Source organism: Sphingobium sp. B2D3C, assembly GCF_025961835.1.
GTDB lineage: Bacteria > Pseudomonadota > Alphaproteobacteria > Sphingomonadales > Sphingomonadaceae > Sphingobium.
On sequence record NZ_JAOQOK010000001.1, the window covers coordinates 805,631 to 831,189 of the forward strand.

The 25,559-nt window shown below is 65.4% G+C and carries 23 protein-coding genes; 15 read left to right on the forward strand and 8 right to left on the reverse strand.

Features of this window, described 5'->3' with window-relative positions:
* Positions 1–27 precede the first annotated feature (27 nt).
* From M2339_RS03705 to M2339_RS03745, 9 genes are all read left to right on the forward strand, one after another.
* Positions 28–642 carry an NADH-quinone oxidoreductase subunit J gene (locus M2339_RS03705; protein ID WP_181560076.1) on the forward strand — a complete coding sequence of 205 codons (615 nt, stop codon included), beginning with the start codon at positions 28–30 and terminating at the stop codon, positions 640–642.
* 145 nt (positions 643–787) lie between these two features.
* Positions 788–1,093 (forward strand): NADH-quinone oxidoreductase subunit NuoK, encoded by a 306-nt coding sequence (gene nuoK, locus M2339_RS03710; protein WP_181560075.1) that lies wholly within the window; start codon positions 788–790, stop codon positions 1,091–1,093.
* Positions 1,094–1,097: 4 nt separating this feature from the next.
* Entirely contained in the window at positions 1,098–3,224 is a 2,127-nt protein-coding gene (gene nuoL / locus M2339_RS03715; RefSeq protein ID WP_264570749.1) for an NADH-quinone oxidoreductase subunit L, read from the forward strand.
* Positions 3,221–4,768 carry an NADH-quinone oxidoreductase subunit M gene (locus M2339_RS03720; protein ID WP_264587466.1) on the forward strand — a complete coding sequence of 516 codons (1,548 nt, stop codon included), beginning with the start codon at positions 3,221–3,223 and terminating at the stop codon, positions 4,766–4,768. The genes nuoL and M2339_RS03720 overlap by 4 nt, the downstream gene beginning before the upstream one ends.
* Positions 4,768–6,207, forward strand: a complete 1,440-nt coding sequence (nuoN, locus tag M2339_RS03725; protein WP_264587465.1) for an NADH-quinone oxidoreductase subunit NuoN — start codon at positions 4,768–4,770, stop codon at positions 6,205–6,207. Before M2339_RS03720 ends, nuoN begins: the two co-directional genes overlap by 1 nt.
* Before the next feature lie 100 nt (positions 6,208–6,307).
* Positions 6,308–7,027: a biotin--[acetyl-CoA-carboxylase] ligase gene (locus tag M2339_RS03730; RefSeq protein ID WP_264587464.1), complete on the forward strand. Its 720-nt coding sequence runs from the start codon at positions 6,308–6,310 to the stop codon at positions 7,025–7,027.
* Positions 7,028–7,071: 44 nt separating this feature from the next.
* Positions 7,072–7,860, forward strand: coding sequence for a type III pantothenate kinase (locus M2339_RS03735; protein WP_264587463.1), 789 nt, complete (start codon positions 7,072–7,074; stop codon positions 7,858–7,860).
* Positions 7,857–9,503 carry a ribonuclease J gene (locus tag M2339_RS03740; RefSeq protein WP_264587462.1) on the forward strand — a complete coding sequence of 549 codons (1,647 nt, stop codon included), beginning with the start codon at positions 7,857–7,859 and terminating at the stop codon, positions 9,501–9,503. Before M2339_RS03735 ends, M2339_RS03740 begins: the two co-directional genes overlap by 4 nt.
* An 11-nt stretch (positions 9,504–9,514) precedes the next feature.
* Positions 9,515–9,799 carry a DUF1467 family protein gene (locus tag M2339_RS03745; RefSeq protein WP_264587461.1) on the forward strand — a complete coding sequence of 95 codons (285 nt, stop codon included), beginning with the start codon at positions 9,515–9,517 and terminating at the stop codon, positions 9,797–9,799.
* A 71-nt stretch (positions 9,800–9,870) separates the two neighbouring features.
* Here the strand turns inward: M2339_RS03745 and M2339_RS03750 are convergent, their stop codons facing one another.
* A complete protein-coding gene (locus M2339_RS03750; protein WP_264587460.1) occupies positions 9,871–12,057 on the reverse strand; it encodes a hypothetical protein in 2,187 nt (728 codons plus the stop codon).
* Positions 12,058–12,325: 268 nt separating this feature from the next.
* Here M2339_RS03750 and M2339_RS03755 point away from each other — a divergent pair, with 268 nt between their 5' ends.
* From M2339_RS03755 to M2339_RS03770, 4 genes are all read left to right on the forward strand, one after another.
* Positions 12,326–12,637, forward strand: a complete 312-nt coding sequence (locus tag M2339_RS03755) for an Hpt domain-containing protein (protein ID WP_264570741.1) — start codon at positions 12,326–12,328, stop codon at positions 12,635–12,637.
* Positions 12,638–12,767: 130 nt separating this feature from the next.
* Positions 12,768–13,997 (forward strand): hypothetical protein, encoded by a 1,230-nt coding sequence (locus M2339_RS03760; protein ID WP_264587459.1) that lies wholly within the window; start codon positions 12,768–12,770, stop codon positions 13,995–13,997.
* Between the two features lie 33 nt (positions 13,998–14,030).
* Positions 14,031–15,113 (forward strand): hypothetical protein, encoded by a 1,083-nt coding sequence (locus M2339_RS03765; protein WP_264587458.1) that lies wholly within the window; start codon positions 14,031–14,033, stop codon positions 15,111–15,113.
* Positions 15,110–16,534: an ATP-binding protein gene (locus tag M2339_RS03770; RefSeq protein ID WP_264587457.1), complete on the forward strand. Its 1,425-nt coding sequence runs from the start codon at positions 15,110–15,112 to the stop codon at positions 16,532–16,534. The genes M2339_RS03765 and M2339_RS03770 overlap by 4 nt, the downstream gene beginning before the upstream one ends.
* 15 nt (positions 16,535–16,549) lie before the next feature.
* On the opposite strand, the gene M2339_RS03775 is transcribed toward M2339_RS03770, so the two are convergent.
* The 3 genes from M2339_RS03775 to M2339_RS03785 form a co-directional block, all read right to left on the reverse strand.
* Positions 16,550–17,143, reverse strand: coding sequence for a glutathione S-transferase family protein (locus tag M2339_RS03775; RefSeq protein ID WP_264587456.1), 594 nt, complete (start codon positions 17,141–17,143; stop codon positions 16,550–16,552).
* A gap of 266 nt (positions 17,144–17,409) precedes the next feature.
* On the reverse strand, positions 17,410–19,578 hold the full coding sequence (locus M2339_RS03780; protein ID WP_264587455.1) for a 3-hydroxyacyl-CoA dehydrogenase NAD-binding domain-containing protein: 2,169 nt from the start codon (positions 19,576–19,578) through the stop codon (positions 17,410–17,412).
* Between the two features lie 159 nt (positions 19,579–19,737).
* Positions 19,738–20,946, reverse strand: coding sequence for an acetyl-CoA C-acetyltransferase (locus M2339_RS03785; protein WP_264587454.1), 1,209 nt, complete (start codon positions 20,944–20,946; stop codon positions 19,738–19,740).
* A gap of 359 nt (positions 20,947–21,305) precedes the next feature.
* Between M2339_RS03785 and folE the strand changes: the two genes are divergently transcribed.
* Positions 21,306–21,911: a GTP cyclohydrolase I FolE gene (gene folE / locus M2339_RS03790; protein WP_264573139.1), complete on the forward strand. Its 606-nt coding sequence runs from the start codon at positions 21,306–21,308 to the stop codon at positions 21,909–21,911.
* Positions 21,908–22,678, forward strand: a complete 771-nt coding sequence (locus M2339_RS03795) for an SDR family oxidoreductase (protein ID WP_264587453.1) — start codon at positions 21,908–21,910, stop codon at positions 22,676–22,678. The genes folE and M2339_RS03795 overlap by 4 nt, the downstream gene beginning before the upstream one ends.
* Before the next feature lie 105 nt (positions 22,679–22,783).
* Here the strand turns inward: M2339_RS03795 and rplI are convergent, their stop codons facing one another.
* The 4 genes from rplI to M2339_RS03815 form a co-directional block, all read right to left on the reverse strand.
* Positions 22,784–23,392: a 50S ribosomal protein L9 gene (gene rplI, locus M2339_RS03800; RefSeq protein ID WP_264587452.1), complete on the reverse strand. Its 609-nt coding sequence runs from the start codon at positions 23,390–23,392 to the stop codon at positions 22,784–22,786.
* 13 nt (positions 23,393–23,405) lie between these two features.
* Complete coding sequence (gene rpsR / locus M2339_RS03805) at positions 23,406–23,630, reverse strand: 30S ribosomal protein S18 (RefSeq protein ID WP_181560056.1); 225 nt, start codon at positions 23,628–23,630, stop codon at positions 23,406–23,408.
* A 13-nt stretch (positions 23,631–23,643) separates the two neighbouring features.
* On the reverse strand, positions 23,644–24,072 hold the full coding sequence (gene rpsF / locus M2339_RS03810) for a 30S ribosomal protein S6 (RefSeq protein WP_181560055.1): 429 nt from the start codon (positions 24,070–24,072) through the stop codon (positions 23,644–23,646).
* Positions 24,073–24,255: 183 nt separating this feature from the next.
* Positions 24,256–25,530 (reverse strand): chloride channel protein, encoded by a 1,275-nt coding sequence (locus tag M2339_RS03815; protein ID WP_264587451.1) that lies wholly within the window; start codon positions 25,528–25,530, stop codon positions 24,256–24,258.
* Positions 25,531–25,559 lie beyond the last annotated feature (29 nt).

Here is a 25,559-nt window from a genome sequence, read left to right on the forward strand (position 1 = left end):
GCCGCGAAGGGACCAGAGGGGGACGTTTTGACCGTTCAAGTTTTCGCCTTCTACCTGTTCGCGAGCATCGTCGTGGCATCCGCCACGATGGTCATTCTCGCGCGCAATCCGGTGCACAGCGTGCTCTGGCTCATCCTGGCGTTTTTCAACGCGGCGGGACTCATGGTGCTGCTCGGCGCCGAGTTCGTCGCGATGCTGCTCGTCATCGTCTATGTGGGTGCGGTCGCCGTGCTCTTCCTCTTCGTGGTGATGATGCTCGACATCGATTTCGCGGAGTTGCGAGCGGGATTCGTCAGTTATTTCCCGCTGGGCGGCGCCATCGCGCTGATCCTGCTGGTCGAGCTGGTGCTGGGCATCGCCATCTGGCAGGCCGGTGAAGTCACGCTCGCGCAGCGGGCTGCGCCGACACCGACGGACATGCCGAACATCCAGGCGATCGGCGCGCTGCTTTACTCGCGCTACATCTTCCTGTTCGAGGCGGCCGGGCTCATCCTGCTCGTTGCGATGATCGGCGCCATCGTGCTGACGCATCGCGCCCGGGGCGGCGTGCGCTCGCAGGACATCGGCAAGCAGGTCCGCCGCCGGCCCGAGGATGCCGTGCGCAACATCGATCAGCCGGTGGGCAAGGGGGTAGAGCTGTGAGCCTCTTCCGCATCAACACTCCGTTCGTGTCGAGCGTCGTCGAGACACGTCGCGCACCCCGCTTCTCGACCTTGGCCTGTCCTGAGCGCCTGCCTATGCAGGCAGTCGAAGGGCTCGAAGCGAATGGAAAGGGAGGTCTTTCCGAATGATCGGCCTGGGTCATTATGTCGTCGTCAGCGCGATCCTGTTCGTGCTCGGCGTGCTCGGCATCTTCATCAACCGCAAGAACATCATCGTCATCCTGATGGCGATCGAGCTGATCCTGCTGGCGGTGAACATCAATCTCGTCGCGTTCAGCGCCTATCTGGGCGATCTGGTCGGGCAGGTCTTCGCCATGTTCGTTCTGACGGTGGCCGCCGGTGAAGCGGCGATCGGTCTGGCGATCCTCGTCATCTATTTCCGTCAGCGCGGCACCATCGCCGTCGACGATGTCAACCAGATGAAGGGCTGATCGCGTGATCTCAATCATCGTCTTCGGTCCGCTGCTGGCCGCGATCATCGCGGGGCTCGGCCAGCGCGCAATCGGCAATGTGCCGTCCAAGATCATCACGACGGGCGCGCTGTTCCTCTCCTGCGCGCTGTCCTGGCCGATCTTCATCTCCTACCTCACCGGCAATGCGCAGCCGCAGATTGTCGAGCTGTTCACCTGGATGCGCTCCGGCACGCTGGACGTCAGCTGGGCGCTGCGGGTGGATTCGCTCACGGCGACGATGCTCGTCGTCATCACCAGCGTCTCCGCTCTCGTCCACCTGTATAGCTGGGGCTATATGGACGAGGACCCGGATCAGCCGCGCTTCTTCGCCTATCTCTCGCTGTTCACCTTCGCGATGCTGATGCTGGTGACCGCCAACAACCTGCTGCAGATGTTCTTCGGCTGGGAAGGCGTGGGCCTGGCCTCCTATTTGCTGATCGGTTTCTGGTACAAGAAGCCCTCGGCGGGCGCGGCGGCCATCAAGGCGTTCGTCGTCAACCGCGTCGGCGACTTGGGCTTCATGCTCGGCATCTTCGGCATTTATCTGGTGTTCGGCACGATCGACATTCCGGCGATCCTCGCCGCCGCGCCGACCATGGCCGGTTCGACCATCGGCTTCCTCGGCATGCGCCTCGACACCATGACGGTGCTGTGCCTGCTGCTGTTCATCGGCGCGATGGGCAAGTCCGCGCAGCTCGGCCTCCACACCTGGTTGCCGGACGCGATGGAAGGCCCGACGCCGGTCTCCGCGCTCATCCACGCCGCGACCATGGTCACGGCAGGTGTGTTCATGGTCTGCCGCCTTTCGCCGCTGTTCGAGACGAGCGCGACGGCTATGGCGGTGGTTACCATCGTTGGCGCGGCAACCTGCATCTTCGCCGCCACCATCGGCACGGTGCAGACCGACATCAAGCGCGTGATCGCCTATTCGACCTGCTCGCAGCTCGGCTACATGTTCTTCGCCGCTGGCGTGGGTGCTTATGGTGCCGCGATGTTCCACCTGCTGACGCACGCCTTCTTCAAGGCGCTGCTCTTCCTTGGTGCCGGCTCGGTAATCCATGCCATGCATCACGAGCAGGACATGCGCTATTATGGCGGCCTGCGGAAATCGATCCCGATCACCTTCTGGACGATGCTGCTCGGCACGCTGGCTATTACCGGCGTCGGCATTCCCGGCACCTATTTCGGCTTTGCCGGCTTCTTCTCCAAGGATGCCATCTTGGAGAGCGCCTTCGCGGCGGGCGGCCACGGCACGGGCGCGTTCTTCGTCGGCGCCTTCGCGGCGCTGCTCACCAGCTTCTACAGCTGGCGCCTGATGTTCCTGACCTTCTGGGGCAAGCCCCGCTGGGCAGGCAGCGAGCACATTCAGCACGCTGTGCATGATGCCCATGGGCATGATGCCCACGGCCACGGTCATGACGACCATGCCCACGCCGAAGCGCACGGCCATGCCGAGCATGGCGCGGAGAATCCGCCGGCGCAGGAAGATGCGGGCCATGATCCGCACGGCCATGGCGTCGATGCGCAGGCGACCGGCACGGCAGGCTATCATCCCCATGAGAGCCCGCTGGTCATGCTCATCCCGCTGATTGTGCTGAGCCTTGGCGCGGTGCTGGGTGGTTATGTGTTCTACTACAGCTTCTTCGGTGTCGAAGAGGGCGCCCGCTTCTGGGCGGCCAGCACCCTCTATTTCAACGAGCATCTGGTTCACGCCGCGCATGAAGTGCCGTTCTGGGTGAAGGCGACGCCGGCCGTCGTCATGCTCACCGGCCTCGTCATCGCCTGGCTGGCCTATATCCGCCACACCGACTGGCCGGCCAAGTTTACGGCGCAGTTCTACATGCTCTACGATTTCCTGCTGCATAAGTGGTATTTCGATGAGCTGTACGATCTCATCTTCGTTCGCCCGGCCATGTGGCTCGGCCGCGTCTTCTGGAAGGGCGGCGACCAGGGGGTCATCGATCGGTTCGGTCCCAATGGCGCGGCGGCGGTCGTCGTCGCCGGCAGCCGGGTCACGCGGGCCATGCAGTCGGGCTATCTCTATTCCTATGCGCTGGTGATGCTGATTGGCCTCGCCGCGGCAGTCACCTGGGCGATCATGCCGAAATGAGCCAGAGCTTCCCCATCCTTTCGCTGATGCTCGCCGTTCCGATGATCGGCGCCATCGCCTGCCTGTTCGTCTCGGCGCAGTCGGCGCGCTGGATCGCGCTCGCCGCGACCCTGATCGACCTGGTGCTGGGCGCAATCCTCTGGCTGAGCTTTGACATGACGCCCGGCGCGGCGGAATGGCAGTTCACCGAATATGCGCCGATCTTCGGGCGGTTCGCCTGGGCGCTGGGCATCGACGGCATCGCCCTGATGCTGATCGCACTCACGGTGTTCCTGATGCCGATCTGCATCGGCGCGAGCTGGGAATCCGTGAAGGACCGCGTCGGCGAATATATGGCGGCGTTCCTGTTCATGGAGACGCTGATGATCGGCGTCTTCGCGGCGCAGGACATCTTCCTCTTCTACATCTTCTTCGAGGCCGGCCTCATCCCGATGTATCTCATCATCGGCATCTGGGGCGGCGCGGACCGGATCTACGCCAGCTACAAATTCTTCCTCTATACGCTGCTCGGCTCGGTGCTGATGCTCATCGCAATGCTGTGGATGGTCCGCACGGCCGGTTCCACCAGCATTCCAGTGCTGATGGCCTATGACTTCCCGCCGCATGCGCAGACCTGGTTGTTCCTCGCCTTTTTCGCAAGCTTTGCGGTGAAGATGCCGATGTGGCCGGTCCACACCTGGCTGCCGGATGCGCATGTGCAGGCGCCGACCGCAGGGTCGGTGATCCTCGCCGGCGTGCTGCTGAAGATGGGCGGCTATGGCTTCATCCGCTTCTCGCTGCCGATGTTTCCGGTCGCCTCGGCCGAACTGGCCTGGCTGGTCTGGGGTCTCTCGATGGTCGCGGTGGTCTACACCAGTCTCGTCGCGCTGGTGCAGAGCGACATGAAGAAGCTGATCGCTTATTCCTCGGTCGCGCACATGGCGATCGTGACGGTCGGTCTGTTCGCCTTCAACCAGCAGGGTGTCGAGGGCGCCATGATGGTGATGCTGGGCCACGGCCTGGTTTCCGGCGCGCTCTTCCTGTGCGTGGGCATCATCTATGATCGCCTGCACACCCGCGAGATCAGTCGCTATGGCGGCCTTGCGGTCAACATGCCCAAATATGCGCTGCTGTTCATGCTCTTCACCATGGCCTCCGTTGGCCTGCCGGGCACGAGCAACTTCGTGGGCGAACTGCTCGCGCTGATGGGCATCTATCAGGCGTCGAGCTGGGTGGCGCTGGTTTGCACCACCGGCATCATCCTGGGCGCCGCCTACATGCTGTGGCTCTACCGCCGCGTCGTGTTCGGCGATCTGGTGAAGGATGACGTGCGCGCCATGCCGGACCTCTCGGCGCGTGAACTGGCGCTGCTGGTGCCGATTGCCGCTGCGGTGCTGTGGATGGGCGTCTATCCCGAGAGCTTCCTGGCGCCGATGCGTGGCAATGTCGCCAGCATCGTTGCCCGCACGGAAGCGGTGAAGCCCGCCGGTGACGCCCATCTCACCAAGGGCACGGGCAAGGCCGCTACAACACATCACGAAGAACACGCCGAGGGGGCGCACTGATGGATAGCCTGGGCGTATTCGCTTCGGTCCTGCCGGAAATCACGCTGACGATCTCGGGCCTGGTCCTGCTGATGGTCAGTGCCTTTGCAGGCGATAGCGCCGGTCGCACGGTGAGCTGGCTCTCCGTGCTGGCGCTCGCCGTGGCCGGGCTGCTTCTCGCTACGCCGGCGGTGAATGCCGGCGGGCTGATATTCGAGGGTCTCTACCGCGCCGATGCCTTTGCGAGCTTCGCCAAGGCGCTGATCTTCTTCGCGGCTGCGGCCTGCATCGTCGTGGCACCGCGCTTCTTCGATGGCGATGGCGGGCTGCGCGCCGAATATCCGGTGCTGATCCTCTTCTCGTCCATCGGCATGTCGATGATGGTGTCGGCGGCCGATCTGCTGACACTCTATATCGGCCTCGAGCTGCAGAGCCTGGCGGCCTATGTTCTCGCGAGCTTTGCCCGCAAGGATTCGCGCTCGGCAGAAGCGGGCCTCAAATATTTCGTGCTCGGCGGCCTCGCGAGCGGCATCCTTCTTTATGGCATGTCGTTGCTTTATGGCTTCTCCGGCACGACCAGCTTCACTGGTGTCGCTGCAGCGATGGCCGATGGCCTGAGCACCGGCGAGATGTTCGGCATGGTGTTCGTGCTGGCTGGCCTTGCTTTCAAGATCAGTGCCGTGCCGTTCCACATGTGGACGCCGGACGTGTATGAAGGTGCGCCGACGCCGGTTACCGCCTTCTTCGCCAGCGCACCCAAGGTCGCCGCGCTCGCGCTGACGGTGCGCGTCGCGATCAGCGCGATGGGGCCGAGCGGCGTCGCCTGGCAGCAGATCATCATCTTCATGGCCTTGGCGTCCATCGTGCTGGGCGCCGTTGCGGCGATCAACCAGCCCAACATCAAGCGGCTGTTGGCTTATTCCTCGATCAACAACATCGGTTTCGCGCTGATCGGCCTGGCGGCCGGCACGGCCGAAGGCGTTGCAGCGGTGATGAGCTATCTGTTCATCTACATCATCATGACGGTCGGCAGCTTCGTCTGCGTGCTGCAGATGCGGGATGAGGACGGCAATCCGGTCGAGACGATCGCGAGCCTCGCGGGCCTGTCGCGCTCGCGGCCGGGTCTGGCGGCTGCGCTGGCGATCTTCATGTTCAGCCTTGCGGGTATTCCGCCGCTGTTCGGCTTCTGGGCCAAGTTCCTGGTGTTCGATGCCGCCGTCGGCGCGGGCCTTACGCCGCTGGCCGCCATCGGTATCGCGGCTTCGGTGATCGGCGCCTTCTATTATCTCAAGGTGGTCAAGACGATGTACTTCGACCAGCCGGCCGAGCCTTATGGCACCGCCCGCAGCCCGCTGGAATATGGGCTTATGACCGCCTGCGCGGCGATCATCGTGGTGGGCTATCTGCTCAACCCCTGGCTCGACCGGGCGAGCGCGGCTGCTGCAGCTTCGCTTTTCTGAGACCGCCGCGCGTCGCCTCCCGAGGGGGGCGACGCGGCGGTGCCCAATGGGCGCGTCGATGACCCTCGATCACCGCATGGCGTCACAGGGGCGCGGCTAGATGGTTCACGCGCGCATCCATGTCGTACCGGAAACCGGCTCCACCAATGCCGATCTGCGCGCGCAGGCCGATCGCTGGCCGGATGGGCACTGGCTTCGCGCCGAGCGCCAGATGGCCGGGCGAGGGCGGCTCGGGCGTGCATGGCAGAGTCCGACGGGCAATCTCTACGCGTCCACCCTGATCGCGCTGCAGCCGGGTGATCCGCCAGTCACCGGCATCAGTTTGATGATGGGGATCGCGGTCCATGACGCGCTTTCAAGCCTCGCAGAGAAGGCGCCGATCCTGCTGAAATGGCCCAATGATGTTCTTGCGGATGGCGCCAAGCTCGCGGGCATGTTGCTGGAGCGGGAGGGGCAGGCGATCATCGCCGGGATCGGGGTCAATATCGCCACCGCGCCGTCGCTCGCCGACCGCCCGACCGTGGCGCTGAACGCCTTGCCGGGCGGGGCTGACGTTACCGCCGAGGCGGTTCTCGACGCGCTGGTTCTCGCGGTCGACCGCTGGCTGCCACGCTGGCGCGCCGAGGGGATGGCCGCGTTCATTCCCGCCTGGCTTGCCCGTGCGCATCCCATCGGCACGCCGCTGGTGGTGACGGGCACGGGTGACACGTCCCTGCACGGGCGCTTTGCCGGCCTGCGCGGCGATGGCGCGCTGATGCTCGCCTGCGAGGATGGGACACAGGCGGTCGTGCACAGCGGCGATGTCGGCATATTGCCTTGAATTCGGCGCTGGAAACGCGCAACGCCGCCTGAGAGGATCAGCCCATGTTGCTAGCCATCGATGCCGGAAATACCAATGTCGTCTTCGCGCTGATCGCGCCCGATCGCACGATCCGCGCGCGCTGGCGGATCGCCACCGATCCGCGCCGCACCGGCGATGAATATGCCGTGTGGATCAACCAGCTGCTCCAGCTCGAAGGGCTGGGCATGAAGGATGTGACGGCGGTGATCGTCTCCACGGTCGTGCCGCGCGCGCTGCATAATCTCGACGTGCTGGCCCGCAAATATTTCGGCGTCGAGCCGCTGATTGCCGGCAAGCCGCCGGTGGAGTGGCACATCAATGTGGACGTGCCGATGCCGCAAACGCTCGGCGCGGATCGCGCGCTCAATGCCATCGCCGCCCATGACGCTTATGAGGGCGATCTCATCGTCATCGATTTCGGCACCGCGACGACCTTCGATTATATCGATTATACCGGCGCCTATAAGGGCGGGATCATTGCGCCGGGCATCAACCTGTCGCTCGATGCGCTGGTGAACAATGCCGCGAAACTGCCCCGCATCGCCATCGAATCCCCCCGCAACAATGATTCCGTGATCGGCCGCACCACGGAGGACCAGATGCTGATTGGTGTTTTCTGGGGATATGTGGCAATGATGGAGGGGCTGGTCATGCGGATGCGCAAGGAGATCGGCCGCCCGGCGACTGTCCTTGCCACCGGCGGCCTCGCCATTTTGTTCGACCAGAAGACCGATCTCTTCGATGCCATTGTGCCGGATCTCACATTGACCGGCCTGGCACTCCTTTATGAACGCAGCGGAAAAAGTGCATGACGCCAGGCGATGAACTTCTCTTCCTGGCCCTTGGTGGGTCAGGCGAAATTGGCATGAATCTCAATCTCTATGGCTGTCGTGGCAAATGGTTGATGGTGGATCTGGGGGTGACCTTCTCCGATCCGTCCTTCCCCGGCATCGATCTCATCATGCCGGACACCGCGTTCATCGAGGAGCGGCAGAAGGATCTGCTCGGCATCGTGCTCACCCATGGGCATGAGGATCATATCGGCGCGGTGCCCTATCTTGCGGCCGATCTCGACGTGCCGATCTATGCAACGCCGTTCACCGCCGGTCTGGTGCGGGGCAAGCTCGCCGAGGAAGGTCTGACGGACAGCGTGACGCTGCATGTCATCCAGGAGGACGAGAGCTTCCAACTCGGCGACTTCCGGATGCGCTATCTGCCGCTGGCGCACTCCATCCCGGAAGGCAATGCGCTGCTGATCGAGACGCCCTTTGGCCGCATCTTCCACACCGGCGACTGGAAGCTCGACGATGAGCCCCAGATCGGCGTGCCGTCCACAGCAGAAGAGCTGAAGGCGGTGGGCGACGAGGGCGTATTGGCGCTCGTGTGCGACAGCACCAATGTGTTCAATCCCGAGGCCAGCGGCTCGGAAGGCTCTGTGCAGGCCGATCTGCTGAGCACCATCGCCGGCGCTAAGGGCCGGGTGGTGGTGACCACCTTCGCCAGCAATGCCGCGCGCCTGCAGACGCTGGCCAATGTGGCGCGGCTCACCGGGCGCAAACTCTGTGTCGCCGGGCGCTCGCTCGATCGCATCATCACCATCGCCAAGAGCTGCGGCTATCTGCAGAATCTGCCGCCGATGCTGGACTTCGACGCGATCATGGCGGTGCCGCCGCGCGAAGCGATGATCATCGCGACTGGCGGCCAGGGCGAATCCCGCGCCGCGCTCGCCCGCATCGCGACCGATCAACACCCGATCAAGCTGGATACCGGCGACACGGTGATCTTCTCGTCGCGCAAGATTCCCGGCAACGAGCTGGCCATCGGCCGCATCCAGAATGCGCTGGCGGCCAAGAATGTGGTGATGATCACCGAGAATGACGCGCATATCCACGTCTCCGGCCACCCCGGGCGGCCGGAGCTGGCGGCGATGTATGGCTGGATCCGGCCCGAGATGATTGTGCCGGTGCACGGCGAATTGCGCCATATGGCGGAGCAGGCGCGCTTTGCCGCGGAGCAGGGCATCGAGCGCGGCATCGTGCAGACCAATGGCGACATCATCCGCCTCGCGCCCGATGGGCCGCACAAGATCGGCGAGACGCCCGCCGGGCGCCTGGTGCTGGATGGCGACGTGATCCTGCCGGCCGATGGCAACACCATGAACGAGCGTCGCAAGATCATGATCCACGGCCATATGAGCGTGGGCCTCGCCATTTCCGCCAAGGGCAAGATGCTGGGCGTGCCGGATATCCGCACAAAGGGTGTGCCGGTGGAGGATGATCGTGAGCAGTTTCTCGCCGATGCCGCCAAGGCCGTGGGCGCAGTGGTTGCCAAGGGCAAGGCGAGCGGGGACGTCGAATCCCTGCGGGAAGCGGTGCGCATTGGTGCGCGCCGCGTGGCGTTCGAGTGGACCGGCAAGAAGCCGATCGTCGATGTGACGATCGTGCAGGCCGGCTGAGGGAGGCGAGGATGCAAATCGGCTCCGCGCTGGCGATCTATTTTCTGATCTGGTTTCTCAGCCTGTTTCTGGTGTTGCCGTTCGGCGTGCGCACCAGCGACGAGCTTGGGAAGGAGAAGGTGCCGGGGCAGGCGGACAGCGCACCCCATGAGTTCCGTTTCTTCCGCATGATCCTGCGCACGACGGTGCTTTCCGCCCTGTTCTTTGCGCTGTTCTACGCGAACTGGGAATATGGCTGGATCACCATCCGCAGCTTCGACGGGTTTTTGAACGCCCCTGAGAGCCTCCGGCAGTAAGCGCAGAGCCTCCGGCAATAAGCGGGAAGGCGGGCGCGCGGTTTCAGCCGCGCGCCCCGCTCAGTTCGGTCTCAATTTGGCCGAAGCCGGTCGATGCCCTGCGCCAGCGCGACATAAAGCTTGCCGATATCCGATGAGATCATCGTCAGTGCCAAGGTGCTGCCGTCCTTGGCGGCCATCACCGTGCGCAGCAGCATTTCGAAGTCGCGGATGTAGCGGTTCACATGCTCGCGGAAGGTGGCATCGTCCTGATAGAGGGCGTGGATCTGCTTCGCCTCTGCATTGTTGACCAGCTTGGTCGCGCGCCGTGCGAATAGGCCCTGGTCGCCCTTGAGATAGGCGTTCCAGTCGCTGTCCGAGACATCCTTGTCGAACCACTTGCCGACATCGATGGCGTGCTCGCCCAATGCGCCGATGAGCATGGCCGATCGTTCGGAGATCAGATCGCGGTCCTGCGTCTCCAGCTTCTCGCGATGTGCGCTGATGGCGAGGTCGAGCGTCTTGCCGGCTTCGGCGAGGGTCAGCATGTCGCCGCTCAGCTTGTGGGTGGCCTTCTGGGCGGTCTGCGCAGCCTCGTCGGCCGCCTGAGCCAGCCGGGCCAGTTCGCTCGAGACGGTCGCCTCAACCACCTGCCGGATGGCCTTGTCGCTGGCCACTGCGAGCCCCTGCGCGGCTGCCGGGATCACGTTGTCCATCGCTTCTCGCGCGCGTGAGGCAGCAGCGTCGGCGGCATTGCGGACTTCGCCCAGCGCTTCCGCCAGGCGCGGGCCGACCGTCTCGCCAAGCACCTCCATGCCCCGGCCTGCCTGCTCGACCGCATCGGCCAGCGCGGCGATCTGCTGGCGCTGCGCGGTAAGGGCATCCTGAGACTTGCACAAAGCCTCAGTGAGCACGCTGAGCTGGGTGTTGGTCGCCTTGTCGGACTCGCGCAACTGGCTGACGACGCCGGTTGCCACCGCTTCCACGGCTTCAAGCGCAGGCCCTGCCGTGCGGATGCGTTCGTGCATCGTGCCAAGCTGGCTTTCAACCCGGCCGATCGCGGCAGGCAGGCTCTCGTCCAGCTCGCGCACGCTGCTGTCGAGGGCGAGCAGCAACGCTTCAGTGCGCTGGATAAGCTGACCGGCATGGCCATCGCCGCGCCCCAGAGTCTCGATCAGGGCCTGGGTTTCCCCTGACAGCCGGCTGAGCGTGCCGGAAAGCTGCTGGGTGCGGGCGAGCGAGGCCTGCTCCAGCGCATCGAACGAATGGGCAAGCGCGACTGCTTGCTCGCTCGTCTGGGTCAGCCACTGCGTGCTCCTGCCGGTCTGCCCTTCCAATCGGGCATCGAGACCGTCGAGCAGGGCTTCCATCTCGCGGCAGGTGGAAGCGAAGCGATCCAGGCCGCCGCTGGATGCGCGGTCGATCGCCGCGGCGCTCTGTTCGACGAGCGCGGCCAGCGCGGCGTTCTGCGCATCGAGGCGCTGCTCGGTCGCATCGAGCACGGATTTCACGCGGTCGATGGTGAGGTCGAGACGGGCGGAGGAGAGTTCGGAGAGATTGGTCAGCTCTTCTCCCGCGTCATGCGCGCCGTCGCGCAGCCCGGAGATCTGCGCCGAGAGCGCCTTGCCCGCATCGGTGAGCTGCAGGCGGACTTCCTCCGCCACCAAAGCTGTCGCTTGCAACTGATGATCGAGCGCGTCGTGGCGCTGGCCCAGATCGCCACCGACCCGTGCGAGCGTTTCGCCCAGTGTCGCCAGCCGGTCCTCCAGCTTGGGCAGCGTATCGACCATCGCGGCGAGACGGTCGCCGACGGCACTCACGCGCGACAGCGAGGTCGTGCTGTTCTGGCCGAGCAGGTCGGTTTGCGCGGCGATTTCCGTCATGGATCGGCGCAGGGACTCGCTCGCCGCCTCGGCTGCCCGGGCGGTTTCGCGGGTCTGGCCGGCAAGCTGGCCGTTCACGTCGGTAAGCATGGTCAGGGCCTGGCGCGCTTCGCTGGTGATTTGCGCGGCGTCGTCGGCGCTGAGCGAGGCTACAGCCGCGGCCGGGCGTCGCATCAGGATCACGGCGAGGCCGCCAAGGATCAACAAGGGTGCCGTCGCGACTGCTATCAGGTTGATCAGCCATGCGGAGCGCGCGCCGATGTCCGGATCGGTCCCACTGGCGACCACAAGCGCGACCCAGCCGACGGCAATGACGCCCAAGCCCCCCAAAGCGGCTTTCCGCGCCGGGCTGAGCGGTTCGCGCTCTTCGGCGCCGCTTGCGAAGGATGTGGCCATGCCTTGATCTCCCCCAGAAGAACGATCGGGAAAGGCGGGCGCGTCCCAGCCTCCATCCGACTCGTTGCGGCGTGAGACGCCGTCCTGTTTCACGTGTTCTGGCCCCTTATTGATGCCGCTAGTCTGGTCGATATCCCGCCCATCCGTACCGTTTTGGGACGGATTTTCGACTTTTCGGGCGTCGGACATGGCATTTCCTTAACATGTTCCCTCCGAGGGGGAACCCGGTTTTACACTCTGTTCACCTTTCAGAGGGTATCAGATTGCCATGGCATATGATCCTGGCACGCTCGAAGCAGCCCTTGCTGCGGCAGTCGGTTCCGACCGTGCGCTCATCGCGGATTTGCGTCGTGCATTCCTCGAAAGCGCAGGCCGGCAGGTTGATCTTCTCGCCCGTTCCCGCTGCGATGCGAACTGGACGATGGCGGCGCTGCGACTCAAGGGGCTGTGCGCCAGCTTTGGCGTCAATCGCCTGATGAACCTTGCCGACGAGGCACTGGTGGGCGCGCCGGGCGATCCGGTCATCCTGCGGCGCATCACCCAGGCGCTCGCGACGGTCGGGGCGGAAAACGAAGACTGACAGCCCGACCGTATGTGTCGGCTGATTACTCTCCAGGCAGCCCCATGTGTCGAAACGGGGGCCTTGCAATCGGGCCACCGCATTGCCAGACAGATGGTCTGTGTCGAATGTCGGTCTCTAGGTAGCATCCATGGTGCTGGTCGCTCTGCTCAGTGCGCGCAATGCCGCACGGGACGGTCTGCAGTCGCCCGTGTCATCGGCGCTGCTGGACTTTGGCGGCCAGAGCCTCATCGAATATCAGGCGCGGCTGGCGCTGGGCGCGGGCGCGGAAAAGCTCATCATCCATGCCGATGCGGCAGCGGCCGAGGCGGACTTGCCCGGCCTCACCCGCATGGCCGATCATATCGCGCGGGAGACCGATTGCCCGGTGAGCGTTGTGCGCGACATGCCGCAACTGGCCCGCACGATTGCGCCGGAAGACCTTGTTCTGCTGATGGCGGAAGGGGCGGTGATCCCCTCAGAAGCGCTCGACGCCCTGACGATCAGCGGCGGCGAGGCGGTGCTGGTGCTGCCCTCGGGCGCGAGCACGGCCAGCTTCGAGCGGCTGGATGCCAGCAGCATGTGGGGCGGGGCGTTCTGTGTTTCCGGGGCACGGCTGCTCGCAACGCTGGACATGCTGGGCGAGTGGGATCTGGTGCTCACCTTGCTGCGCCGCGCCGTTCAGGATGGCGTGGAGCGGATCATGCTGCCGCCCGAGCCGGTGCTGCAGGGCCGGTTGGCCTTCCTGACCGATCAGTCCAGCGCCGATTTGGCGCTGAATGCCCTCAGCGATTACGCCCCCGACGCCAGCTGGCGCGATGGCGGTGGCGTTGCGGCCTTGCTGGCGCCGCTCTCGCGCACGTTACTACGCGAGTTGATGCACCGGCACGCGGAACCGGGACATATCGCGCTGCTTGCCGTGCTGCTGTGCGCGGGCAGCGTGGCAGTGGGGCTCAGCGGATGGGCTTTCCCGGCGCTGCTCCTCATGCTGCCCGCGCTCGGCATTGCGGCTCTGGCAAATCGTTATGCCCAGCTGACCCTGCGGGCGACTGGTCGGCGTTGGCCGTTGGCGCTGGTGCAGGGCGGCGCGCTGCTGCTGCTCGGCATGACCGGTTTGCGGGCGGCAGGAGCGGACCCGCTGGCGCTCACCACGGTGCTCTTCGTGCTGCTGTTCCTCACTCTTTTCACCTTCGGGTCGGAACGAACGCCGCCCACCGCGCTTTGGGAAGTGCAGCTTCGTCCCGGCGTCCCGGCGGCATTGCTGATGGTGCTGGCCGGCGTTATCGTCGGCTATGTGGGAATAGCCTTTGCGCTGCTCGGCTGGGTTCTGGCCGGTCTGCTGGCCGCGCGACTGTTCCATGTGGGAAGGTCCGAATTTTAGGGCCTGTTAAGCCTGTTTGGCTAGGGATGGGGCATGACGGGCGTGGGTGAACCGGTTCAGCAACGCCATGGCGGCGAGCGGGAAGGCGCGGTGTTTGCCGCGCGCTTTGCTCGCGGGCTGGCGCTGGAGGTTCGCCATGGCGCCGATCTCGCGCGGCTGGCCGACGATGCGCCGGGCCGCTGGACCGATGCCTTGCTGGCCGAAACGCGCATCCATCTTGCCGGGCTGATGAACGCGGTCGAGCAGGCGCTGGTCGCCGGACTGGCCCGCGAGCCCGTGGCTTCGATCTCCGCTATGCCCGATGCCGGTTATGCGCGGCAGGCGATCGAGCGGGACATCGCGGTGCTTTCGCCGGACTTGCTGCGCCATCTGCGTCATCGTGCCTGCGTGTCGCTGCTGATGCGGCAATATCGGCTCGAGGGTCGCCATGGCGATCGCTCGCGGCTGGAGAGCGAGGCCAGCGACAATGGCCGCTATCTCGATGCACTGGCAGGCCTCGCGCTGGCGGAGCGCAACTGGTGCGGGCCGATGCTGCTCGACGCGACGATGCTGCCGGATCTGCCGGCCGAACTCTATCACGATCTCGTCTGGACCGTCGCGGCCCTGCTGGTAAACGGGACTAGCGCACAAGCCGCCGGCGCCGATCCCATGCTGACGACGGCCATCGCGCGCGCTGCCGAGGGGCTGATTGCCCGGCATGATGAAGGGCAGGGTGCCATCGCGCAGGCCCGCCGCTGCGCGCGTGCGCTTCATTCGGATCAACGCTTCGCCATCGCCCCCCACGCGCTGGCGGAAGCACGGCTGCTGCTCTTCGCCGCCATCGTGGAGTGCGAGGGCGGCATTGCGCTGGACGAGGTGCTGGAGGCGCTGATCGGCCCGCAGGATCGCGATCGCTTCGCCCTGTTGCGGGTCATGGGCGTGGACGATCCCGGCGCTTTTCAGGTCGCAGAGATGCTCGGCCCGGTCACCGGTCTCGCCGAAGGGGGCGATGCCGCGCTCGTCGCGTTTGTCGAGGGCTACCGCGCCTTTGACGCGGAACAGGCCATGCAATGGCTGCTCGACCGGATGAACCCGCGCGCGCTGGCGGACAAGCTGGCTCTGCTGGACGGCCGATGACAGTCGCGCCCCCCGGCACGGAGCCAATCCTGGCGCGGCTGGACGGCGACGGCCGCATCATCTCGGCCGACGCGCCGCTTGCGCGGTTGCAGGCCGATGCAGGCGGCGATCCGCACGGGCCGCTCGCCATTCCCGCGCTGGCCGCGCTCGTCCGCCTCGCCGCGCGCCTGCGTATCCCGATTTCCCGCGCGGTGCAGGCGGCTCAGGGCGAGGCCGATCTCAGCATGTGGGTGCAAATCCGTCCCGAGGCGGACGGCTATGCCATGTCCATCGTCGACTGGCAGGTGCGCGCTCCGCGTCAATGGCCCGGTGAACTGGGCGTGCTGATGGCGCGCCGTCTGGCGCCCGCCGAGCCGGGCTGGCCGTGGCAAGTGGATACGCAACTGCGCTTCCGGCAGGTCGCTGCCGAGGCTGCCGCCATCGGGCATGAGCCGCCCCGCGATGGCGAGCCGCTGACGGCCTATTTCCGCCTCGATGCGATCATTGCGGACGATGTGTCGCCTATGCCGCTGGTCGAGGCGTTGGCGCTGCGCATGCCGTTTACGGACCAGCATGCGCGCCTGCGGGCCGACGATGCGGTCTCCTATCGCATTTCCGGCGAGCCGCTGTTCGATGAGCATGGCGCGCTGATGGGCTATCGCGGCCGCGCGGTGCCGCAGGAGAGCCAGCCCGCACAGGGACCCCGCGTCGAGGCAGAGGCGCCGTCGGCGGAGATCCACGATCTCTTTGGCGATGGCATGTTCGATGCCGGCTTCGCCCCCCGGCTGGACCGCGCCCTGCGCCAGCCGATCGGGCGGATCATCGCCAATGCCGGCAGCATTGCCGCGCAGGCCCATGGTGAACTGCGCGAGGAATATGCCGGCTATGGCGCGGACATCGCCCAGGCCAGCCGCCATCTGCTCGATCTGGTCGATGACCTGTCCGATCTTCACGCCATCGAACGCCCCGATTTCCGGGTGGCGAAGGAGCGCGTCGATCTGGCCGATCTGGCGCGCCGCGCGGCCGGTCTGCTGCATGTCCGTGCGGGCGATCGCGGCATCCGCATCCAGACACCGCCGCTGGGTGACAGTGCCATGGCCTGCGGTGAATATCGCCGCGTGCTGCAGATTCTGGTCAATCTCATCGGCAATGCGGTGCGGCACACGCCACGCGACAGCACCATCTGGGTTCGGGTGGATAGCGAGGGCGGACGTGCCCGCGTCATCGTTGCGGATCAAGGCGGCGGCATCGACCCCGCTGATCACCACCGCATTTTCGAGCGGTTCGAGCGGCTGGGTCTCTCCGGCGGAGATGGCAGTGGGCTGGGCCTCTATATCTCCCGCCGCCTCGCGCGGGTCATGCACGGCGATCTCACGGTCGAGAGCGCGCTGGGGCAGGGTGCCCGGTTCATGCTCGATCTGCCGGTCTGGACGGATGCCTGACCTGAGGCGCCGCGCTCAAGGCACCCGCAGACCGCGCAATTCATAGCCAATCGACTGCTCGATCTGGCAGGTCGCACGGACAGCCGGCAGCGCCATCATCCGATCGTAATGGGCGGCGAGGCCCGGCCAGTTCTCCACCGGCAGGTTGAGCGTGTGCCGCATCCGCCAGAACAGGCGGAAGAGGTGGATGTCGGCCACCGAAAGCCTGCCGCCGACCGCCCATTCCTGACCCGCCAGCCTATGCTCCGCCTGTCCGAGCGCGGCTTCCGCGCGCTCTTGGCCGGCAATGAAGGAGGGATGTAGCGTGGAGGCCGTAAATGACATCCAGGAGAGGGCCTGCGCCTCGCCCATGGCATCGTCGGGCAGCAGTCGGGTTTTGGGAAAACGCCGCGCGAGATAGAAGAGGATGGCTGCGACTTCGGTCAACGTGCCGTCCTCGGTCACCAAGGTCGGCACCTTGCCCTCTGGGTTGATCGCCAGATAGGCCGGCTCGGTCTGTTCGCGCTTGGCGAAGGAGAGCGAACGCAGCGCGAACGGCGCGCCGATGTGCACGAGGGCGATGTGCGGGGCCATCGAGCTGGCGCCCGGCGCGATGTAGAGCGTGAGCATGGGTGATCCTCCCTGATGCCGGCAAAGGCTGTGACAACCTTGATCCTTCTCCCCTCGAGGGAGAAGGATACGGAGCCTTGCCGCTATGAGCGGCTAGGCGAAGTTGGATGAGGGGGAGCGGGCCTATGATCCGCTCGATCTCGTGGATCGCTGACCCCTCTCCCAGCTTCGACTAGGCAGCGCGCTGCCAAGTCTGCGCATCCCTCTCCCTCAAGGGGAGAGGGCTTGGCGCACATCCTGATGCCGACGATCGTCTCAGGCCGCCTTCACTGCGCGCCGTCATAATAGCCATGCCCGCGCGCGGCCATTTCCCGAAGCTGCTCGGGTGGCGCGAAGCCTTCGCCATGCGCGGCCGTCAGCCGATCCAGCACCTCGACGACCTTGGCCGGGCCGATCGTGTCGATCGCACTGAACGGGCCGCCGGTATAGGGCGCGAAGCCCCAGCCGAAGATCGCGCCGATGTCGCCATCCTGCGGCGTCACCAGCACGCCCTCGGCGAAGCAGCGGGCGCATTCGACCAATTGGCGGTAGAGCAGCCGCTCACGCAACTCGGCCGGCGTCGGCTGGTTGATAGCGCGAGGGAACTCCGCCGCAAGACCGGGCCAGAGCGCCTTTTTCCCGCCGTCCGCCGGATAATCATAATAGCCCTTGCCGTTCTTGCGGCCGAGGCGGCCGATCTCGACCATATGCGCGACAACATCGTCGGCCTTGGCGGGCACATAGGCATCGCCCAGCGCGGCCTTCGCGGCGAGCGTCACCTTATGGGCCAGCTCAATGGAGACCTCGTCCGAGACGGCGAGCGGGCCGACCGGCATGCCGAGCTGGCGCCCGACATTCTCGATGAGCGCTGGATTGATGCCCTCGGCCAGCATCTGCGCGCCTTCCTGCACATAAGTGCCGAAGCAGCGCGAAGTGTAGAAACCGCGCGAGTCATTGACGACGATGGGTGTCTTGCGGATCTGCGCGACGAAATCGAGCGCCTTGGCGACGGCGGCATCGCCGGTCTGCTTGCCAAGGATGATCTCGACCAGCGGCATCTTTTCCACCGGCGAGAAGAAATGCACGCCAATGAAATTTTCCGGCTTCGACCAGGCCTTGGCGAGGCCCGAGATCGGCAGGGTGGATGTGTTGGAGCCGAAGATCACGTCCGGCCCCAGCACGGATTCGACCCGCTGGGTGATCTCCGCCTTGATCGCCGGGTCTTCGAACACGGCCTCGATCACGAAATCGCAGTCTTGCAGCGCATCCACGCTGTCTGCCGGGGTAATACGGGCGAGCGCTTGTTCCATTTTCTCCGGCGTCATGCCCCGGCCGATGCGCTTTTGCATCTGCGCCTGCGCATGGGCCTTGCCCTTGTCCGCCGAGGCCAGATCGCGGTCGAGCAGCACCACATCGATGCCGGCCTGCGCCGCGACATTGGCGATGCCCGCGCCCATCATCCCGGCACCCAGCACGGCCAGCTTTCTCGTCGGGGCCTTCTCGACGCCGGCGGGACGCCGCGCGCCGCGTTCGGCGGCCTGCTTGGAGACGAACAGCGTGCGGACCATGTTGCCCGCCTGCGGATCGGCCACCACCTTGGCGAAATATTTGCTCTCGACGCGGATCGCCCGGTCCATCGGCAACTGGAGGCCTTCATAGACCGCGCTGAGCAGGGCGTGCGGCGCATGGATGTTCCGCTGGGTCTGCTTGGTGGTCATCACCGTCGCGGCCATCATCGTCTGGATAAAGCCCGGGTTGAACTGCCCCGATCCGCCGGGGACCTTGAAGCCCTTGATGTCCCACGGCTGGGTGTGGGCATCGGGATTGGCCTTCACCCAAGCCTTGGCGACATCGACGGTGCGGCCGGGGTCGGCCAGTTCATCGACGACCTTCATCGCCGCCGCCTCGGCCGGGCGCCAGCTCTTGCCTTGCAGCATGTACATGAGCGCGCCCTGGATGCCGATCAGGCGGGGCAGGCGCTGCGAGCCGCCACCGCCGGGGAACAGGCCGACAAGGATTTCCGGCAGGCCGATCTGCACCTTGGGATTGTTGCTGAGCACGCGGTGATGGCAGGCGAGCGCCAGCTCCAGACCACCGCCCATGGCCGTGCCTTCGATGGCAACCGCGACCGGCTTTCCGCAAGTCTCAAGTTTGCGCAGCAAGTCGTTGAGGGTGAAGACATTGTCGAACAGGGCGGCCATGTCGACATCGCCGGTTGTCGCCTCGCGCAGCATGGCCGAGAGATATTTAAGGTCCATGCCCGCCATGAAGCCACTGTCCTTGCCGGAGCAGATGACGGCGCCCTTGATCGCCTCCTCGCTGCCGATCCGTGCGATGGCGGCGGCGAAGTCGGTCAGGAAGTCGGGCGTGATGACATTCATCGACTGCCCCGGCACGTCGATGGTGAGAAGGGCGATGCCGTCGCCGTCGATCTCGGTCGTGATGGTCGTAGCCATGTGTGCCTCCTGACTCGTTCAATTTTGTTCCCTCCGTTCATCCTGAGTAGCCACTGAGCTTGTCGAAGTGGCGTATAGAAGGATTGAGCCACGGAAAGACCCTTCGATACGGGTCTTCGACAGGCTCAGCCCCTACTCAGGGCGAACGGACTTCTTGATTCAAACCCGCTCGATAATGATGCCCGTGCCCATGCCCGCGCCGACGCACAGATTGACCAGCGCCGTGCCCTTGCCGGAGCGTTCCAGCTCATCGAGCGCGGTGCCCAGCACCATGGCCCCGGTCGCGCCGAGCGGATGGCCCATGGCGATGGCGCCGCCGTTCACGTTGATCTGGCCGTGATCGAGCCCCATCGCCTGCATGTAGCGCAGCACGACGCTGGCGAAGGCTTCGTTCAGCTCCCACAGGTCGATATCGCCGACCGACATTCCAGCCTTTTTCAGGAGCTTGCTGGCGATACTTTCCGGTCCTGTGAGCATAATCATCGGCTCTGAGCCGACCGAGGCCATGGCCTTCATGCGGGCGCGCGGCTTGAGCCCATATTTCTCGCCCATCGCCTTGCTGCCGACCAGCACGGCCGCAGCGCCATCGACGATGCCCGAGCTGTTGCCGGCATGGTGGACGTGGTTGACGCGTTCCAGCTCCGGGTAGCGGAGCAGGGCGATGGTGTCGAAGCCCGGCATCTCTTCGCCCATGGCGAGAAAGCTGGGCTTGAGGCTGGCAAGACTCTGCATCGTCGTTTCCGGGCGCATATGCTCGTCATGGTCGAGCAGCACCTGGCCGATCACATCCTTCACAGGAATGATCGACTTGCCGAAGCGCTTGTCGTCCCAGGCGGCCTTGGCCCGCTTCTGGCTCTCCACCGCATAGGCATCCACATCGTCGCGAGAGAAGCCGAACTTGGTCGCGATCACGTCCGCGCCAATGCCCTGGGGCGCAAAATAGCTGGCATAGGCGACATTGGGATCGGAGGCCCAGGCGCCGCCGTCCGCGCCCATCGGCACGCGGCTCATGCTCTCCACGCCACCGCCAATGGCCAGATCCGCCTCGCCACTGATCACCTTGGCGAGGGCCATGTTCACCGCTTCCAGGCCCGAGGCGCAGAAGCGGTTGATCTGCACGCCCGGCACGGTCTCGGCATATCCGGCGGTCAGCACCGCCATGCGGGCAATGTCCGTGCCTTGCTCGCCGACCGGCGCGACGCAGCCGAGGATCACGTCGTCGACATCGGCCGTGTCGATGGCGTTGCGATCACGGACCGCCTGGAGAACCTGCACCGCCAGCTGTACCGGCGTCACCTCATGGAGCGATCCGTCCGGCTTGCCGCGTCCTCGCGGTGTGCGCACGGCATCATAGATGAAGGCTTCCATGGTCGCTCTCCTGTAGGTCTGGCGGGGCCTTTGCTGCGGCCAATATGGGCCATGCCATCGCCTTCGCGCAAGGGCTCGCTGCGGGCTTCACCAGTTGTGCGGTCCATGCAAGCCCGAGAAATCCGCCAATCCTCGGCCTTACCCTAACGTCAACGGAAGGCGTGCAGGCGGGGCATAATTTCCCAATCTTTGGCGCCACGGCGAGCCGTACATGCCAAGTCCGCGCTGCCCTTTTGGGCGCAAGCGGCCCGACTCGGGCGTCTGCGGTTGAATAGAAAGTTCCAACGGCCTATCTGCGCCGCATCAGCATATCGACATGCACACCCGCGTGTCCTCTTGTCCTTTTCCCGGGGGTAGGCATGGCCAGCCAGAACGAACACAGTCCCAAGCCGGCAAAGCCGGACGTTCCCAAGGATGTCGAGGAGGCGATCCGCACCCTCATCCGCTGGGCCGGCGACGATCCAGAGCGGGAAGGCCTCATTGAAACGCCCAAGCGCGTCGCGCGCGCCTGGCGGGAATATTGCGAGGGCTATGCCGAAGACCCGGCCTATCACCTCTCGCGCATCTTCCATGAGGTCGGCGGCTATGACGAGATCGTGCTGCTGACTGACATCCCGTTCCAGTCGCATTGCGAGCATCACATGGCGCCGATCGTCGGCAAGGCGCACATCGCCTATCTGCCGCAGGATTATGTCGTCGGCATCTCCAAGCTCGCTCGCGTGCTGGAGGCGTTTGCCCGCCGCCTGCAGGTGCAGGAGCGGCTGACGGCGCAGGTCGCCGACTGCATCTGGGAGAATCTCAAGCCGCTCGGCGTGGCCGTGGTGATCGAGGCGACCCATGGCTGCATGACCGGGCGGGGCGTCCGCACCCATGGCACGATCATGCGCACCAGCCGGATGATGGGCGTATTCAAGCGCGACGAAAAGAGCCGAGAGGAAGTGCTGCGCCTCATGGGCGTAAAATGACGGCGCAGGCCCCGCTCGCGCTCGTCACCGGGGGGCACCGCCGCCTCGGCGCGCGCATCGCCATGCATCTGGCGCGCGCCGGCTATGCGTTGGCGATCCATGGCCGGCATGATGCGGAGCCGCATCGCTTCCTGTCCGAATGCCTCGCCGCAACAGGCGTGCGCTGGCATGGTTTCGTCGCGGATTTCCTGACGCCGGGGGCCGCCGAAGGGCTGATGCCGGCAGTAACCGATCATTTCGGCCGCGCGCCGGATCTGCTGGTCAACAGCGCCTCGCTGTTCGGCGAGAGCGAGCTGGCCAATGTCAGCGCCGGTCAGCTGGCTGACTATCATCAGGTCAATACGGTTGCGCCGGTGTTGCTGACCCAGGCCTTTGCTGCGGCGGCCCGGCCCGATGGGGCTGGCGCCTCGATCGTCAATATTCTCGACCAGCGCCTGGCCCAGCCGCATGGCGACCAGCTCGCCTATACGCTGGGCAAGGCGGGGCTGGAGGCGTTCACGCGGATCGCGGCGCGCACGCTGGCGCCTGCCATTCGAGTCAACGCGGTCTCGCCGGGGCTGACGCTCGCAACCTATGATTATACGCCCGAGCAACTGGAGCGGCTTGCCAGTCACGCGCCCCTCGGCGTGTTGCCGACGCCGGAAGCGGTGGGCGAGGCGGTGCTGTATCTGGCGCGGGCGGAGTCGGTGACCGGCCAGACGATCATCGTCGATGGCGGTGCCCATATGCGCAGTTACGCGCGCGATTTTCTGCATCTGGAGACCTGAACCGCCCGGCAGCGCCCGGTGACGGCCTATCCGATCTCCTACAAAGCAAAACCCCGCCGGACGATCTGTCCGGCGGGGTTTCTAAAGCTTGCGGAGGGAAGGAGCTCAGGCCTCTTCCGTATCCTCGTTGGTAGCCGGCTCGGCAGCCTCGGTCGCGATTTCGCCCGGCTCGGCAGTGGGATCGTAATCCTCGGTGAAGCCGGCTTCGTCCTTCTCGAACATGGAGGCCATGACGTCCACGCCGTCCTTCTGCAGGTCGGCTTCCTCAGGCGAACGTGCGACGTTGGCCTGAACGGTGACGGAGACTTCCGGGTGCAGCGAGACGCGCACGTCGAACAGGCCGAGCGTCTTGATCGGGCGTTCCAGCACGACCATCGACTTGCTCACATTGGTGTGGCCGGCTTCGTGGAGTGCTTCCACGATGTCACGGACCGAGACCGATCCGTAGAGCTGGCCGCTGTTCGACGACTGACGGATCAGGACGACCTGAACGCCATCGACCTTCTCGGCGGCCTTGGCAGCGTCGTCACGACGGGCTGCGTTGTCGGCCTCGATCTTGGCGCGGTTGGCCTCGAACACCTTCTTGTTGGCGTTGTTGGAGCGAAGCGCCTTCTTGTTGGGCAGCAGATAGTTGCGCGCATAGCCGTCCTTGACGGTTACGACGTCGCCGATTGCACCCAGCTTCTCGATACGCTCGAGCAGAATGATTTCCATGGGTCCGCCCTCCTTACTTCACGATGTAGGGCAGCAGGCCCAGATGGCGGGCGCGCTTGATTGCCTGGGAAAGCTCGCGCTGTTTCTTGGCCGAGACGGCCGTGATGCGCGAGGGAACGATCTTGCCGCGCTCAGAGACGAAGCCCTGCAGCAGGCGCACATCTTTGTAATCGATGCGCGGTGCGTCCTTAGCGGAGAACGGGCAAGTCTTGCGACGGCGGAAAAATGGGCGTGCCATGTGTCAGGTCTCCTTATTCGCCGTCCGAGGCTTCTTCGCGGTCCCGGCGGGGCGCGCGATCGCCGCGATCCGGGCGGTCACCACGGTCGCCGCGCTCACCACGACGCTCACGGTCGCGCTCGTTCTTGCGCATCATCACCGAAGGGCCACCCTCCAGCTCTTCAACGCGGACGGTCATGAAGCGGATCACGTCTTCGTTGATCTGCGTCTGACGCTCCAGCTCGGCGACCACGCCAGCCGGCGCGTCGATGTTGAGCATCACGTAGTGAGCCTTGCGGTTCTTGGCGATCTTGTAGGCGAGGTTGCGGAGACCCCAGCTTTCCACCTTCGTCACCTTGCCTTCATTGGCCTCGATGATCTTGGTGGCATTTTCCGCGAGCGCATCGACCTGGGCCTGTGCCAGATCCTGACGCGCAAGGAAGACATGCTCATAATAGGGCATGGTTCATGCGTCCTGTCTTTTGGCCGATTGCTGACATACGCCCCATGCGCATGCCCCTCCGGCTGTCGTCTCAAACAAAGCTTCGCGGCGGGCGCAGCGAGAGCCTGCCCGGCGAAGGGGCGGCCTATGGCTGAAAAGTGCCCGCAAGGCAAGTGCGCAATGCCAGCTCTCGCCGATAAGCGATCAGGGCCGGAACTGCCGGGCCAGCGCGTGATAGAGCTTGGGCTTGCAAATCTGCCCGCTCACCCAGTTGGCGAAGATCGCCGTAGCGAACAGCGGCAGGATCATCGTGCGGTCTGCGGTCATTTCCATCATGATGATGGCGGCGGTGAGCGGCGCCCGCACCACACCCGCGAAATAGCCGATCATGCCGAGCAGCACGATGGCGCCGTGCGGCTGGTCCGGCATCAGCAGCCCCAGCAGCTGACCAAGGCCGGCGCCGACGGAGAGCGATGGCGCAAAGATGCCGCCGGGGGCTCCGCTCAGCGCCGTGGCCAGTGTGGCGACGAGCTTGGCGGGGCCGAAGCTCCAGGACACCTCTTCACCGGCGAGCAGCGCGCGGGTCGTCTCATAGCCGGTGCCCCAGCTGATTCCGGCGGTGAGAATGCCCGTGATGGCGACGACGAGCCCGCAAATGCCCGCGACGAGCAGCGGCTTGGCCCGCATCGCGCGGGTGAGCGGGCTGCGGGACCAGGCAAGAGCGATCAGCGCGCGGGAGAACAGGCCGCCCGCCACGCCGCCGACCAGCCCGGCGACCGGCGTCAGCAGCAGCATGGAGGAGATCGGCATCGATTGATGCATGGCGCCAAAGTAGATGTAATCGCCCGAGAGCCACAGGCTCGTGATGCCCGCCATCATCACGGCGGCCATCACCACGATCGCAATCTTTTGCTCGAAGGCAGCGGCCAGTTCCTCGATGGCGAAGGCGACCCCGGCGAGCGGGGTATTGAACGCAGCGGCAACGCCTGCCGCACCGCCGGCAATGATAATCCCGGCCGAAACCGGCACGCGCAGCCAGCGCTGCACCGCGGCCATGATGGCGGCGCTGATCTGCACGGTCGGTCCTTCGCGACCGACTGAGCCACCCGCGAGCAGCATCCCCAGCGTGCCGAACAGCTTGAACAGCGCGGTCCGGAGCGAGAGCAGGCGGCGGGATTGTGGATGATCCGGCATACGCGCCGCCGCCATGGTCTGCGGAATGCCCGATCCGCGCGCCTCCGGGCACCAGTGCCGCGTGACATAGGTCACCGCGATGAACAGGCCGGGCGTGATGACCAGCGGCGCATAAGGAAAGGCATCGGCCACGCCGGTAAACACGCCTTGCGCGGCCTCACCCAGCTTGGCGAACAACACCGCGACCAGGCTGAGCAGCAAGGCGCCGCCGATCGCGCCGATGCGGCCCCGCATCACGCGGGCGTCCACGCGACCAATCGCGTTGGAGAACCGGGGCTTTAACATCCTGGCTTCCCCTATGCCCCATGAGCAGG